This is a genomic window from Roseobacter sinensis, assembly GCF_025755255.1.
Taxonomy (GTDB): Bacteria; Pseudomonadota; Alphaproteobacteria; order Rhodobacterales; family Rhodobacteraceae; genus Roseobacter; species Roseobacter sinensis.
Map to the genome: position 1 here is coordinate 448154 of NZ_JALIEB010000002.1, position 14409 is coordinate 462562.

At 63.4% G+C, this 14409-nt stretch carries 11 protein-coding genes; 7 read left to right on the forward strand and 4 right to left on the reverse strand.

The window, feature by feature from the left end; genetic code table 11:
- Positions 1-29: 29 nt before the first annotated feature.
- Positions 30-719, forward strand: coding sequence for a ribulose-phosphate 3-epimerase (gene rpe / locus MUB52_RS05095; protein WP_263843114.1), 690 nt, complete (start codon positions 30-32; stop codon positions 717-719).
- Here rpe and MUB52_RS05100 read toward each other — a convergent pair.
- Positions 710-2800 (reverse strand): 3-hydroxyacyl-CoA dehydrogenase NAD-binding domain-containing protein, encoded by a 2091-nt coding sequence (locus MUB52_RS05100; RefSeq protein ID WP_263843115.1) that lies wholly within the window; start codon positions 2798-2800, stop codon positions 710-712. The genes rpe and MUB52_RS05100 overlap by 10 nt on opposite strands.
- 68 nt (positions 2801-2868) lie before the next feature.
- On the reverse strand, positions 2869-3354 hold the full coding sequence (locus MUB52_RS05105; RefSeq protein ID WP_263843116.1) for a class I SAM-dependent methyltransferase: 486 nt from the start codon (positions 3352-3354) through the stop codon (positions 2869-2871).
- Between the two features lie 171 nt (positions 3355-3525).
- Between MUB52_RS05105 and MUB52_RS05110 the strand changes: the two genes are divergently transcribed.
- The 4 genes from MUB52_RS05110 to MUB52_RS05125 are packed head-to-tail and all read left to right on the forward strand — an operon-like array spanning position 3526 to position 9386.
- Positions 3526-5298, forward strand: a complete 1773-nt coding sequence (locus MUB52_RS05110; protein ID WP_263843117.1) for an ABC transporter ATP-binding protein — start codon at positions 3526-3528, stop codon at positions 5296-5298.
- Positions 5291-7210 carry an ABC transporter substrate-binding protein gene (locus tag MUB52_RS05115; RefSeq protein ID WP_263843118.1) on the forward strand — a complete coding sequence of 640 codons (1920 nt, stop codon included), beginning with the start codon at positions 5291-5293 and terminating at the stop codon, positions 7208-7210. Before MUB52_RS05110 ends, MUB52_RS05115 begins: the two co-directional genes overlap by 8 nt.
- Positions 7207-8235, forward strand: coding sequence for an ABC transporter permease (locus tag MUB52_RS05120; RefSeq protein WP_263843119.1), 1029 nt, complete (start codon positions 7207-7209; stop codon positions 8233-8235). The genes MUB52_RS05115 and MUB52_RS05120 overlap by 4 nt, the downstream gene beginning before the upstream one ends.
- Complete coding sequence (locus MUB52_RS05125; protein WP_263843120.1) at positions 8232-9386, forward strand: ABC transporter permease; 1155 nt, start codon at positions 8232-8234, stop codon at positions 9384-9386. Before MUB52_RS05120 ends, MUB52_RS05125 begins: the two co-directional genes overlap by 4 nt.
- A 23-nt stretch (positions 9387-9409) precedes the next feature.
- Here MUB52_RS05125 and MUB52_RS05130 read toward each other — a convergent pair whose 3' ends face one another.
- Positions 9410-9883: a GNAT family N-acetyltransferase gene (locus MUB52_RS05130; protein ID WP_263843121.1), complete on the reverse strand. Its 474-nt coding sequence runs from the start codon at positions 9881-9883 to the stop codon at positions 9410-9412.
- 431 nt (positions 9884-10314) lie between these two features.
- Here MUB52_RS05130 and MUB52_RS05135 point away from each other — a divergent pair, with 431 nt between their 5' ends.
- A complete protein-coding gene (locus MUB52_RS05135; protein ID WP_263843122.1) occupies positions 10315-11145 on the forward strand; it encodes a LysR family transcriptional regulator in 831 nt (276 codons plus the stop codon).
- Between the two features lie 98 nt (positions 11146-11243).
- The gene (locus MUB52_RS05140; protein ID WP_263843123.1) at positions 11244-11846 is read left to right on the forward strand and encodes a hypothetical protein; all 603 of its coding nucleotides are present in this window, start codon (positions 11244-11246) and stop codon (positions 11844-11846) included.
- 49 nt (positions 11847-11895) lie between these two features.
- On the opposite strand, the gene MUB52_RS05145 is transcribed toward MUB52_RS05140, so the two are convergent.
- Entirely contained in the window at positions 11896-14253 is a 2358-nt protein-coding gene (locus MUB52_RS05145) for a mechanosensitive ion channel family protein (RefSeq protein ID WP_263843124.1), read from the reverse strand.
- Positions 14254-14409 lie beyond the last annotated feature (156 nt).

Sequence of the window (14409 nt, forward strand, 5' to 3'; positions counted from 1 at the left end):
GGGACACCGCCCAGAACAGGGGATCGCCCATGTCCTTCGACCGTTCCATAAAGATCGCACCCTCGATCCTTGCCGCCGATTTCGCCAATTTCGGTGCGGAATGCGAAGCCATCGAAGCGCAGGGTGCCGATTGGGTGCATGTGGACGTGATGGACGGGCATTTCGTGCCCAACATCACCTTTGGCCCCGCGACATGCGCCGCGATCCGGCCGCACATCAAGGGCGTGATGGACGTGCATCTGATGATCGCGCCGGTCGATCCCTACATCGAAGCCTTTGCCAAAGCCGGCGCGGATGTGATCACGGCACATGTGGAGGCGGGTCCGCACATCCATCGGACATTACAGTCCATTCGGGGCGCAGGGGCGAAGGCCGGTGTGGCGCTGAACCCCGGCACGCCCGCAAGCGCGGTGGCCGAACTCATGGACAGCGTCGATCTCATCTGCGTCATGACGGTGAACCCCGGCTTCGGCGGTCAGAAGTTCATCGACATGACGGCCAAGATCCGCGAGTTGCACGCCCTGATCGGCGACCGGCCCGTGCATATCGAGATCGACGGTGGCGTTGACCCCACAACCGCGCCGATGCTCGCCAAAGCGGGCGCCGATGTGCTGGTGGCAGGCTCTGCCGTCTTCCGGGGCGGCTCGGTCGGCAACCCGGCCCCTTACGGCGAGAACATCCGCGCGATCCGCGAGGCCGCGGCGGGCACCTACGTCTGAGGCGCCTTGTTCAGATCGTCGAAACAGCGTCCCTCGGCGGCGAGCTGCCGCAAAAGCGGCGCCGGCTGCCAGAAGAAGTCATCCTCCCTGGCATAGGTTTCGATATCCGCAAGCACCGTGTCGACGCCCTGCAAATCCGCCCATTTCAGTGGCCCGCCGTGATAGCGCGGAAAGCCGTAGCCGAAGAGCAGCACCATATCCACGTCCAGGGGCCGCCGCGCGATGCCTTCGCCGACGATCTTCGCCGCCTCGTTGACCATCGCCGCCATGTAGCGACGCTGGATCTCTTCGGGTGAAAAGCCGCGCGGGGTGATACCGCGCTCCGCCCGTTCGGCCATCACCAGCTCCATGACCTCCGGGTTGGGCTCAACCGATCCGGCGTCGTAGAGATAGAACCCTTTGCCGGTCTTGCGCCCGAACTCCCCCGCCTCGCAGAGCGTGTCGGGATAGCGCCCGACCCGTTCGCGCGGGTCGCGCGTGGGTGCCAGGCGCTTGCGCATCGCCCAGGCAATATCGAGACCCGCCAGATCGGAGACGGCAAACGGCCCCATGGCAAAGCCGAAGTCCGTCAGCGCTGCGTCGATCTCGAAGGGCGTGGCCCCGTCGAGCACCATGTGATCCGCCGCCGTGCGATAGGCGCGCATGATCCGGTTGCCGATGAACCCGTCGCAGACGCCCGAGCGCACGGCCACCTTGCCCATGCGCTTGCCCAGCGCAAACCCGGTGGCCACGACGTCCGGCACGGTCTGATCGGGAACAACAACTTCGAGAAGCTTCATGACATGCGCGGGCGAAAAGAAATGCAGCCCGATCACATCCGAAGGCCGCGATGTCTGTGCTGCGATCTCACCTATGTCGAGATATGAGGTGTTGGTGGCCAGAACGGCGCCGGGTTTGCAGACCGCGTCGAGCTCGGCAAAGACCGCCGTCTTCACCGCCATATCCTCGAAAACCGCTTCGATCACCAGATCGACATCCGCGAGGGCTGCGTAGTCCGTGACCACCTCCAGCGCCTGCCCGAGCAGCGCGTCGTGCCGCTCCTGCGTCAGCTTGCCCCGGTTCAGCGCGCCGTCGAGATTTCCCGCGATCCGCGCGCGCGCGGCCTCGGCGGCGGTCTGGCCGCGCTCGACCAAGACGACCGACAGGCCGGCGAGCAGCGCCGAGGTGGCGATCCCCGCCCCCATGGTCCCGCCCCCAATCACACCCACGGCCTCGACGGCGCGGGGCGCCACGCTCGCCAGTTCGGACAGGTTGCTCACCGCGCGTTCAGAAAAGAAGGCGTGGATCATGCCTTGCCGCTGATCGGTCGCCATGAGCTCCTGGAAGATCCGCCGTTCCGCCGCCAGACCATCGGCGAAGGGCAGCTCGGCGCTGGCCTGCACTGCGCGGACAGCCTGCGCTGGCGACAGCTGTCCGCGACCCTTTTTCAACACCTTCGCATAGGTCGCATCCCAGTCGATGGGCGCGGGCGCGGGCATCTCGCTGACAGGTCGGCGTGCAGCGCCACTCGCCAGAAGCGCCTGCGCACAGGCCAGCCCAACCGCTTGCGGATCGCCTGCCTCGACCCGGTCGATGATACCGAGGCGCGCGGCTTCGTCCGCCGGGACATGCCGGCCGCTGGTGATCACCTCGACCGCCGCCTTCGCCCCGGTCAGCCGCGGCAGCCGCTGGGTGCCGCCCGCGCCCGGGATCAGTCCGAGATGCACCTCGGGCAGCCCGATGCGCGCCTCGGGCTGTGCGATCCGGTAATGCGCCGACAGCGCCACCTCCAGACCGCCGCCCAGGCTGACGCCATGCATCGAGGCCACGACCAGAAGCGGCGAGGCCTCGATCCGGTCGCACAGATCGGGCAAATGCGGCTCCCGCGGTGGCTTGCCGAACTCCTTGATGTCCGCACCCGCGATGAAGGCCCGCCCGTCACCGACGATCAGCACGGCCCGCACCCCGGGGTCGGCTTCGGCACGGTCCATGCCCTGCATCAGCGCTTGCCGCACCGCCTGGCTCAAGGCGTTCACCGGCGGGTTTTGAAGACGCAGCACCGCCACTGCGCCATGGGTTTCATACGCAACCATGTCAGTCATCTCTGGGACCCTTCGATGTGCAGACCGCGACCTTCAGGGTTTCGCAGAACCGGGCCAAGCGCAAGCCCTCAGCGCCGGTAGATGAAGCAGCGCCCCGGCACAGCACCCGCGGGCAAGGGCATCTCTTCGAGGTCATCGAAATACATCCGATCGCTCGACACCATCAGCCCGCCGGGCGCCAGCAGCGGTGAGAGGACGGGCGAGATCCTGCGGGCGAAGAGATCGTTTTTCTCGGCGTTGTGGCCACCCAGATCGGCATGGATCAGCCGCGCGGTCGGACCGAACCGCACCAAGGCCTCGGGCAGCGTGTCGAAGACGTCGCCCAACAGCACCCGATCGTCCGGTGGTGTGCTGTCAGGGTGCGAGGCCACCGCGCGCTCGAAGACGTAGATATCGCGGGGCGGCAGAAGACTGCACAGGTGATGATAGGTCCGCCCGTTGCCAAGGCCCAGCTCGAAGACCGGGCCCGACATCTCGCCGACCAGCGCTGCCGCATGGTCCAGACAGGCCCGCTGCGACACCATGCGGTCAATGAAAAGGTCGAGGCGGCTCATCGGCGGGTCCTTTACAAATTCTTCACCTTCAGATGCCTCTTTTCGATCAAAATGAACAGAGCAAAGCCGCTCGCACATCTGCACGCTGGACGCGCGCAGCGAAATCGCGTTGACTGATTTGCAAGGGACGGCATTTTTGGGACGCATGCGCAACTGGGAAGAGACACCGACGTGGTAACGCCGCTGCTTGATGTGCGCGATCTGAGCATCGGCTTCGGGTCGGCCCCCGCGATCGTGCGCGACGTCAGCTTTCAGGTCATGCCTGGCGAGACCGTGGCGCTTGTGGGCGAAAGCGGCTCGGGCAAGACGATCACCTGCCGTTCGGTGCTGCGCATCCTGCCACCCACGGCCCGGATCGACAGCGGCGCGATCACCTTCACCGCGGGCGGACAAAGCTGCAACCTGCTGACGGAGACGCGACGCATGATGCGCCAGATCCGCGGCAACCGCATCTCGATGATCTTTCAGGAGCCGATGCGCTCGCTCTCTCCGCTGCATCGCCTGGGCGACCAGGTGGCCGAAGTCCTGCGGCTGCACCGCGACATGTCGAAGGCCAAAGCCAAGGCCCGCGTGCTGGAGACCTTTGTGCGCGTGGGCTTTCCGGAGCCTGCGCGGGTTTGGAAGTCCTACCCTTTCGAGATGTCGGGCGGCATGCGTCAACGCGCCATGATCGCTATGGCCATGGTCGCCAAGCCCGAGCTGCTGATCGCGGACGAGCCCACGACCGCCCTCGACGTGACGACCCAGGCTCAGGTTCTGGGGCTGATCAAGGATCTTCAGAAAGAGACCGGTATGGCGGTGATCCTCGTCACCCATGATCTGGGCGTCGTCGCCAATATGGCCGAGCAGGTGGTGGTGATGAACAAGGGCCGCGTGATGGAGCGCGGGCCAGCGCCCGTTGTGCTCGGCGCACCGGCCCATGGCTATACCAGGAAGCTCTTCGCCGCTGCTCCTGCGATCCCCGAGGTTGCCGCACCGGCCCGCGCCCAGCCGGGCAACGATATCATCCTTGAATTGCGTGATGTGTCAAAGACCTACACGATGCGGGCAGGCGGATGGAGCCGGCCGGTCGGCATCACCGCCTGTCACGAGGTCAACCTTTCACTGGAGCGCGGCAAGACGCTGGCGGTGGTGGGCGAGAGCGGTTCGGGCAAGACCACCTGCGCGCGCATCGCCCTGGGGGCAGAGCTGCCTGACGCCGGCGGGCAGGTGCTCTTCCGCCCCAGTTCCAATGCCGATGTGGTGAAGATCCACGACATGAACAGCGAGGAGCGGGTGTGTTTTCAGCGTCAGGCGCAGATGGTCTTTCAGGACCCCTACTCCTCGCTCTCCCCGCGCATGCGCATCGGCCAGACACTGACCGAACCGATGGAGATTCACGGGCTCGGCAGCAAATCCGAACGCCGCGAGAAAGCCGCCGAGATGCTGCGCTGGGTCGGGCTCGATCCATCCATGCTCACCCGCTATCCGCACGCCTTCTCAGGCGGCCAACGGCAGCGTCTGTCGATTGCGCGGGCGCTCACGCTGGATCCGGTGCTGCTGGTCTGTGACGAACCCACCTCGGCGCTCGACGTCTCGGTGCAGGACCAGATCCTGTGCCTGCTGGAAAACATACGAGACCGTATGGGTCTCAGCTATCTTTTCATCAGCCATGATCTGGCCGTGGTCGCGCGTATTGCCGATGAAGTCGCGGTGATGCGGCAGGGTGTGATCGTTGAACAGGCGCCGCCCGATACGCTGTTCTACAACCCGCGGCACCCCTATACCCGCGCGCTGATCGCCGCCCAGCCCGAGCCGGATGTCAATCGACCCATCGACCTGAAGCTCGTCGCCAAAGGCGCAGGCGCGCCGGGCAGCTGGCCCGAACCCTTCCGTTTCGAAGGCATCGCTGTCCCGGCCCTGACTGAACTGGAACCTGGCCACAAGGTGCGTTGCCATGTCTAGATTTGTCCTCTTTCTCTGTACCCTTTGCCTCGCGCTCGCTGCGCGCGCCGAGGGGCCGCCGCCATCGGAAAGCAGCTTCTGGAAGACCGAGGTCCAGAACGGCATCCTGCCGCCGGTGGCCGAGCGCCTGCCATCCGAACCGCTGGTGGTCGATCTTGAAGCCAAGGGCCGCAGCTACGGCGAACAGGGTGGGACCTTGCGCACACTGGTCTCTCGCTCGAAGGACGTGCGCCAGATGGTGGTCTATGGCTACGCGCGGCTGGTCGGCTATGACCACAACTACGAGCTTTACCCGGACATTCTGCGTGACATCGAGGTGGAAGAGGGGCGCAAGTTCACCCTGCACTTGCGCGACGGACACCGCTGGTCGGACGGCCACCCCTTCACCTCCGAGGATTTTCGCTACTACTGGGAACATGTAGCACTCAACCGCGAGCTCAGCCCGGCCGGGCCGCCGCAGAGCATGATCGTCGATGGCGTGCTGGCGGACGTCAGCTTCCCGGACGAGACAACCGTGGTGATCGAATGGCCCACCGCAAATCCGCAGTTCTTGCAACTGCTGGCACAGGCCAGCCCCTTTTTCATCTATCGCCCCGCGCATTATCTGAAACAATTCCACGCCGACTTCACGGACAAGACAACGCTGCGCCGCGCGATCAAGAAGGCCCGGGTGCGCACCTGGGCTGCGCTGCACAACGACCGTGACAATATGTACAAGTTCGACAACCCGGAGCTGCCGACCCTACAGCCCTGGATGAACGCCTCCGGCACGAAGTCGAGCCGTCATGTCTTCGTGCGCAATCCCTATTATCACCGGATCGACAAGCAGGGCGTGCAGCTTCCATACATCGACGTGGTTGAGATGACGGTCGTGGGCGGCGGTCTGATTGCGGCCAAGGCCAACGCCGGCGAGGTGGATCTGCAGGCGCGCGGGCTGGACTTCCCGGATATCTCGATCCTGAAGAAGGGCGAGAGCGATGGCGCGGGCTATCGGACGCTGCTCTGGGCCAATGGCGCGGCGAGCCAGATCACCATCTACCCCAACCTCAACTTCGCCGATCCGGTCTGGCGCGACGTGATCCGCGATGTCCGCTTCCGCCGCGCCCTGTCACTGGGCATCGATCGGCGCATGATCAACCGCGCGCTCTACTTCGGGCTCGCCAAGGAAGGCGGCATGACCGCGCTGGCGCAAAGCCCGTTCTTTGACCCGGCCAACCTCTTTCGCTGGTCGATCTACTACCCCGCGAAGGCCAACGCATTGCTGGATGAGATGGGCCTGACAGACCGCACGCCTGCCGGAATCCGAAAGCTGCCCGACGGCCGACCCATGGAATTCGTGATCGAGACCGCTGGCGAGCGGCAGGAGGTCGAGAATGCGCTGGCCATCGTCACCGACACCTGGCGCGAGATCGGCATCAAGCTGATCATGCGACCGCTCGACCGGGACATCCTGCGCAACCGGGTCTATTCGGGTCTCAGCATGTCGGCTGTCTGGTACGGCTGGGACAACGGGCTGCCGCAGCCCTACACCCCGCCCGAATACCTCGCGCCGACGCATCAGGAGTTTTTCGCCTGGCCGAAATGGGGGCAGTACTACCAGACCGGCGGCGAGGTCGGCGAGCCGCCCGACATGCCCGCCGCCGAACGCCTCATGCAGCTCAGCTGGGACTGGGATCACACCGAAGACAGCGAGGCGCGGAGCGCGATCTGGCGCGAGATGCTGGAGATCCATGCCGAGCAGCAGTTTGGCATCGGTATCCTCGCGGAGGCCCCGCAACCTGTGGTGGTCTCCGAACGGCTACGCAACGTGCCCGACGAAGCGAAGTGGGCCTGGGACCCCGGGGCGCATTTCGGCATTCACCGCATCGATGAGTTCTACTACGACGACCCGTTCCAGCAGCTCACCCAATGATGTTTCTGCGCTACGCCATCTATCGGTTCATCACGATGCTGATCACCCTGTGGGTGGTGTCGATCCTGATCTTCGTGATCATCAACCTGCCGCCCGGCGACTACCTTTCCAACCAGATCGCCGAGCTGCGCGCCACCGGTCAGGCCGAAGGGGTGGCCAAGGCGGAGTTCCTGCGCACCGAATATGCGCTCGACCGCCCGATCTGGGAGCAATACCTCATCTGGGTGGGCATGGCACCCGGGCCGCAGGGCTGGTACGGGCTGATCCAGGGTAACTTCGGCTGGTCCTTCGAGTTCGACCGCCCCGTGAGCGAGGTCGTGGGCGACGCGCTGTGGCTCACGGTACTGGTGAACCTCGCGGCCGTGCTGTTCGTCTACATGGTTGCGTTGCCGCTTGGGGTGATCGCGGCGGCGAAATCCGAAACCTGGGTCGACTACACCGCCGCCTTCGTGGGCTATCTCGGCCTTGCGACACCCAATTTCCTGCTGGCACTCATGCTGTTCTACTACGGCAACAAATATTTCGACCTGCCTATCGGCGGGCTGATGGCGCCCGAGTTCGAGGGACAGCCGATGTCCTGGGAAAAGGTCAAATCGATCCTTGTGCACCTGATCGTGCCGACCTTCGTCATCGGGACCTCCGGGGCGGCGGCGATGATGCAGCGCCTGCGCGCCAATATGCTCGACGAGCTCAGCAAACCCTACGTCGAGACCGCCAAGGCCAAGGGGCTCGGCCCCGCCAAGCTGCTCGCCAAATACCCGCTGCGCATGGCCTTCAACCCTTTCGTGGCCGACATCGGCAACCTGCTGCCTGCCATGGTCTCGGGCTCCGTGCTCGTGTCCGTTGTGCTGGGGCTGCAGACCATTGGACCGTCGCTGCTGACCGCGCTGAAGTCCCAAGATCAGTTCCTCGCCGGCTTCGTGCTGATGTTCGTCGCCCTGCTCACCCTCATCGGCACGATGATCTCCGATCTGCTGCTGGTGCTGCTCGACCCGCGCATCCGCTACGGAGCCCGCGGCGGATGAGACAGTTGCCCGACGGTCGTTACGTGGACGAGGCTCCCTGGTCTGACGATCAGGACCTCTCCGCGCTCGAACGCTCGGACATGGACGCGCCCAACTGGGTGCTGGTCTGGCGCAAGTTCAAGCGGCATAAGCTGGGCCTGATCTCGGGCATCTTCCTGCTCTTGAGCTACGTCATGCTGCCTTTCGCAGGCTTCATCGCACCCTATACGCCGAATGAGCGCAGCTCGGACTATCTCTACGCGCCGCCGCAATCCATCAACCTCTGGCACGAGGGGGAGTTCATCGGCCCCTTCGTCTACCCGACCCAGGCCACCGCCGATCTGGTGAACTATCGCTGGACCTACGAGACTGACACGACGCGCCCCATGCCGCTGCAATTCTTTTGCGAAGGCGACACCTACAAGCTCTTCGGACTCATCCCATCAAACACGCACCTTTTCTGCGCGCCCGAAGGCGCAACGGTCTTCCTCTGGGGGTCTGACCGGCTGGGACGGGATGTGTTCAGCCGCATTCTCTACGGCGCGCAGCTTTCGCTGACCGTGGGGCTCATCGGCATCACCGTCTCCTTTGCACTCGGCATCTTCTTCGGATCCATCGCAGGCTATTTCGGCGGCAGAACCGACTGGCTGATCAACCGCGTGATCGAAATCCTGCGCTCTTTGCCGGAACTGCCCCTCTGGCTGGCGCTCTCGGCCGCAGTGCCGTCGAACTGGGGGCCGGTGGCGGTCTTCTTCATCATCTCGATCATCCTCGGCATCCTCGACTGGCCGGGGCTGGCGCGGGCAGTCCGAAGTAAATTCCTCTCGCTGAGAGAGGAGGAATACGTCCGCGCAGCAGAGATGATGGGGGCGAAGCCCGGTCGGGTGATCCGGCGGCACCTTCTGCCGAATTTCATGAGCCACCTCATCGCCTCGGCGACGCTTTCGATCCCGGCGATGATCCTGGGGGAAACCGCGCTCAGCTTCCTCGGCCTTGGGCTCCGTGCGCCCGCGGTGAGCTGGGGGGTGATGCTGAACGACGCGCAGAACCTCGCCAGCATCGAGATCTATCCTTGGACGGCGATCCCCATGCTGCCCATCATCTTCGTGGTGCTGGCCTTCAACTTCCTCGGTGACGGGCTGCGCGCCTCGCTCGACCCCTACAAAAGCTGATCCAGCGATCTTGGACTGAGCGGTCATTCGGTGTTCAACCGGTATTTGAGAAAGGTCGACCCGTCATAGTCTATCTCATCCACAAACGTCGCCCCCAGCCTGTCGAGCGCGCCGAGGTTCTTGCGTGACGGAGGCAGCAGGAACGTCACGAACGGGATACGGTCGTCCGCGACGGCGAAATCCAGCGCTTTTTTGGAGATGCGCGCGCCCAGCCCAAATGAGGCTGGCGTGAGAACCAAACCGTAGTCCCACTCGTCTCCCTCCTTCTGAAAGCCACCCCAGCCGACATATGTGTTACCTGATAAGATCGCCCAGTGGCCAAGCCCATCGCGGCGCCAGCGCTCCTCCTTGGCGGCGATGAAGCTCGCCACAGCGGCGTCATCCCATTCAAATGTCAGAAGAGGCATGTGCTCTGCGACACGAGGGTCAGACATATGCGCGACAATCTCGGCCGGATCGATCTCGGGCAGTCTGGTGAATGTGATCTCGGGTTTCATGTGGATGGCTATCTGGGGCTGTTTGACGCCTCCGATAGGCGAAGCCTGATGTCCAAACAACGGCAGATGGCACCCGCAACGTCGATTTCATCTAAATTTGGATGCCCGCCGGGGGGCCGGGCCCGTCATCGCTGTGCCGGTCGGCGGGGGTGTTCCACGCGGCATCGCCGCACCGACAAGACGGGACAGGGCGGTGCGCAGGGAGGGGAGCCGCAACAGGGGCGCGCTGGCAAACCGCTTGCGCCGACGCAACTCAGCTTGCATTTCTGCAACATGATCACGCTCCTTTTGATATTCCGTGGGCTTTGAGTATGCGTTAGGCAGGGGTTGGATCAGGGGCATCATGGGCCGTCTCCTTTCTGGGATGCCTCAGAGATAAAGCGCCGCTCCGCTGCCCATCAGCCCCCGTAACCGCAGGTGGACTTTCACAAATGAAAACCGGCCCCGATTGGAACGACCTCGCCTATTTCTCTGCTATTGCCCGCACCGGCGGCCTGATGCGCGCGGCGGAAGAGCTGGGCGTGAGCGCCGCAACCCTCAGCCGCCGGATGAAGGCGTTCGAGGCCGCATTGGGGCGGCGGCTCTTTCTGCACGGCGCGGACGGCTACAAGCTCACCTCCGACGGTCAGGCGCTCGCTCGGCAGACGCGCAGCATGGAAGACGCCGCGCGCCAGATCGACATCTGGCAGGGGCAGGCGACAGGCCCCGTCTGCGTGCGCATCTCCGCCGGCACCTGGACCGCCTTCGATCTGGCCGAGCGGTTGTCGGACTACTGGCAGGCCAATGACGCCTGGGTGCCGGAGTTCATGTATTGCGACCTCGATCTCGATATCGCGCGCCGCGAGGTCGACATCGGCATCCGCAACCGGCGCCCGGACCAGCCTTGGGTCGCCCGGCAGCAAATCGGTTGGGTCGACTATGCGATCTATTCCGCTGATAAGACCGTAACCGGGTGGATCGGTCCGTCCTGGGATGCGGCGATCACACCCTCTCTGCGCTGGATCCAACAGAACCACGGGGATGGGATCGTGACCAAGGTGAACAGCCCGCATCTGGCCTGTGCGCTGGCCCGAGCCGGCGTTGGCCGGGTGGTTTTGCCCGTCTTTGTCGGGGACCGGATGGACGGTCTCACCCGCCTTTCCGAGCCCATCGCCGAGCTGCGCAGCGAGCAGTGGCTTGTTTCGCATCACGAAGGGCGCAATCAGCCACCCATCCGTGCCGCTCTGGATGCCATCTCCGGCTATCTCAGACGCCGCCCCTGACCCCCGACGCGCCCAGCCAGTCTCGCAACTTTACATCGGTTAGATGGATGCATAGCCTCGATCAAAAGCTTGAGGCTGTTTGATCAGGTTGCTTTGACGTGCTGGGCATTCTTGGCCTTCTTCTTGCAGTGCTTGACTATTTCAACGTCGGCCGCAGGTTCAACCAACGCTGCACGCAGGTCTGCCGACGGGTCTTTGAAGAAGCCCTGGATCTTGCCACGCTGGGGTGGTTTTCGCCCGCGCACGATCCGCGCGACAGGACGGCCAAGATTTACCTCGCGATTCCGGCCACCACATTCTGCGTCGGCGCCGTCATTGCCTGCGTCCGGCTGATCGACGGGCTACAGGCGAAACCGACGGTCGCAGCCCTGATGGACGCAGCACAAACCTTTTTGCACGATCTCCTAGTTGCAGCGGTCTGGGCTGTGATCATGCTGTTCGTGTTCTCCACCGTGACCGCGGTTGCGCTGATCCTCATCGCGATGTTGAAGGACTTTCGCACCTTCTCGGTGGTGAACAAACTCGTCTGCATCCTCCTGGTGCCGATCTGGCTGCCGTATCTTCTGATCTCGCTGTTGTATGCGCTGGGCTTTGTCGCCGTCTTTGGGGCGCTTTTCGGCATCGGTTATCTGATATCGCTCCCGCCCAAGGGCTTTCTGGCGACGGCGGGGATCATCATCGCGGCACTCTCATTGATCTGAGCCGCAGTCTCGCGCGATCACGACAGGGGCCGCATCCGGCAAACGGCCATCAGCGGTCGTCGCCGATATCCTCACCGTCCAGCAGCTCTTCCTCGATCTGCGCCTGTGCAGCGGCCGTGACGGCCTTCTTGTCCTCTTCCGAAAGCTCATCGACCTTGCCATCGGCGAGCCGCACGGTGACCTCCTTATGGGCGAACTTGATGCCCTCGCGTTCGAAAAGCGCGCGGATTTCCTCATAAACCTTCTTGCGCACCAGCCACTGATCGCCCGGCTTGGTCATGAACTTCACGCGGATGATCATCGCAGAATCCTGCATCTCGATCACACCCTGAGACTTCAGTGGTTGGATGAAATTCTCACCGATTACCGGGTCATCCAGCAACTCCACCCCCAGCTTCTTGATCAGCTTGCGCACCTTCTCCACATCCGTGTCATAGGTCACCCGCAACGGCAATTTCATGATCACCCAGTCACGCGAATAGTTGGTCATCACCTGAATTTCGCCAAAGGGGATGGTGTGCAGCGCGCCAAGGTGGTGGCGCAGCTGGAAGGAGCGGACAGAGATCTTCTCGACCGTGCCTTTCACGCCTCCTACGTCGAGATATTCACCCTTGCGGAAGGCATCATCGAAGAGGAAGAACCCGCCCGAGAAGATATCGCGCACCAGCGCCTGAGAGCCGAAGCCTACCGCCACACCGACGACACCGGCCCCGGCAAAGAGCGGGCCGACGTTGACGCCCATCTCCATCAGTACGATCAGCGAAATGGTGACCACGAGGATCACCAGAATGAAGTTGCGGAAGAGCGGCAGCAGCGTGGCCAGACGGCTCGCGCTGGAGCCGCCGCCTTCATCGCCCAGCTCACCCTCTTCCACATCGCCCTGCTCCTCGAGGATCTTGTTGTCGATCCAGATGCGGAAGATGTGATAGACGATATAGCCGATGAAGACGATCACCATGATGTCGAGCAGCCGGGTGGCGAAACTCTCGGCCATCTCGGCGGATTCGTTGTCCCAGATGTAGAAGAAGGCATAGACGCCGGCGACGAAGGCCAGAATGCCCGCCACCCGCCGGGCCAGCGCCTCGAAGGAGTTTAGTGCGTGGCGCGGCTGCAGCTGGCGCACCTCCTCGTCGATCTCGGCCTCCTGCTCGGGTGTCAGATCCTCGTCGGTGCGCGCCTCGTTCAACTCGCGCAGGGCCCGCGCGCGCTGAAAGCTGCGCTCGATCATGTAGTTGATCACGCCGTAGACCACGATGATCGTCATCAGGATGCCGTAGGCGCCGCCGATCAGAGGAATGGAAGACGGGTTGCCCAGCACAAGGTCGTAGGTCAGCTCGACCCAGGCAAAGAGTACATAGAGGATGACCAGCGGCGCCCAGCCGTTTGCAAGCGCCTTGACGATCCAGCTTGTCTGCTGCGGCGTTTTTCCGTTGCGGATCGCGCTGGAAATGGCCGCGCGATTGGCCAGCACCATGACAATGTTCAGCAGCACCACAAAGCCCGACATGATCGACGACAGGAAGGCATAGACGTCGTAGTTCAGCCCCAGCTCGCCGATCCACACGCCAAAGAGGATCGCACAGACATCGACGATCGCCACCGTCACCAGCCAGAGATGCAGCCTCCGGGCATCCCGCGTTTCCATTCGCGGAATGCGGTATTGCGCCATATACGGCGACAGGATCATCCGCCAGAGCCCGGCCGCAAAACGGCAGAGAAAATAGCCCGCATTCACGATGCTCGCGGTGAACTGCACCGCCGGGTCCTCAATCGGCCCCCAGAGCAGGAACCCCAGCACATAGGCCACGACCATGGAAATCAGGATCCCGACGACACCGAGGAAGAAGCGAAAAACCAGCCAGGGCATCTTTTCGGCATAGCCTTGCGGGTTCTCGCGGGTGCGGGCCACCACCCAATGCACCGCAATGCGCCTGCCATAGACGAACCGCTCGACCAGCCATCCGATGAAAAAGAGCCCCAGTGAATAGATCAAAACCTTGCCGAAGGCCCAGATCGTTCCATCGGGGCTTGTGGCCCTGAGGATATAAAGCACCTCATTGAAAGCATTGGGTAAATCCAGAATGCGCTCGACCAGAGCGGCGCGGAACCGCACCGCAGCATCCTGGGCCTCCATCAGGTTCGATCCTTCGGCCGCCTCGGTCGGGTGCACCTCCGCTTCGCTCGGGGCGCTGCCGATCATCCGGCCCTCGCTGTCGATCACGATCACGCCGACCCCGTTCTCCGCAGCCTGCTTCATGATCTCCGAAATACGGTCGTCGCTCTGGGCGGGCTCACTCCTGCCACTGAAGAGCGAGCCCACGCTCTGGGCCTGAAGCGGCGCGATCAGCAGTGTCGATGACAGGAGGATGGAAACGAGCAGCGCAAAGAGAACGTGGGCAAGACGCATGAATACCGTCCGAAAGGTGATCAATTGCCTGGAACGGTAGGGGAGGCGCCTGCCCATTGCAATTGAACATCACTCAAGCTGCAATGATCAGTCGTGTTTTGCACCTCTATGACTTTTGTGCCAAACACGGGATCGAGACGGGAGTGGTGGGCTCTC

Bases quoted from the DNA above. Each gene is read 5' to 3' on its own strand.
- rpe (WP_263843114.1), top strand. From the start codon at position 30: ATGTCCTTCGACCGTTCCATAAAGATCGCACCCTCGATCCTTGCCGCC.
- MUB52_RS05100 (WP_263843115.1), bottom strand. From the start codon at position 2,800: ATGACTGACATGGTTGCGTATGAAACCCATGGCGCAGTGGCGGTGCTG.
- MUB52_RS05105 (WP_263843116.1), bottom strand. From the start codon at position 3,354: ATGAGCCGCCTCGACCTTTTCATTGACCGCATGGTGTCGCAGCGGGCC.
- MUB52_RS05115 (WP_263843118.1), top strand. From the start codon at position 5,291: ATGTCTAGATTTGTCCTCTTTCTCTGTACCCTTTGCCTCGCGCTCGCT.
- MUB52_RS05120 (WP_263843119.1), top strand. From the start codon at position 7,207: ATGATGTTTCTGCGCTACGCCATCTATCGGTTCATCACGATGCTGATC.
- MUB52_RS05125 (WP_263843120.1), top strand. From the start codon at position 8,232: ATGAGACAGTTGCCCGACGGTCGTTACGTGGACGAGGCTCCCTGGTCT.
- MUB52_RS05130 (WP_263843121.1), bottom strand. From the start codon at position 9,883: ATGAAACCCGAGATCACATTCACCAGACTGCCCGAGATCGATCCGGCC.
- MUB52_RS05135 (WP_263843122.1), top strand. From the start codon at position 10,315: ATGAAAACCGGCCCCGATTGGAACGACCTCGCCTATTTCTCTGCTATT.
- MUB52_RS05145 (WP_263843124.1), bottom strand. From the start codon at position 14,253: ATGCGTCTTGCCCACGTTCTCTTTGCGCTGCTCGTTTCCATCCTCCTG.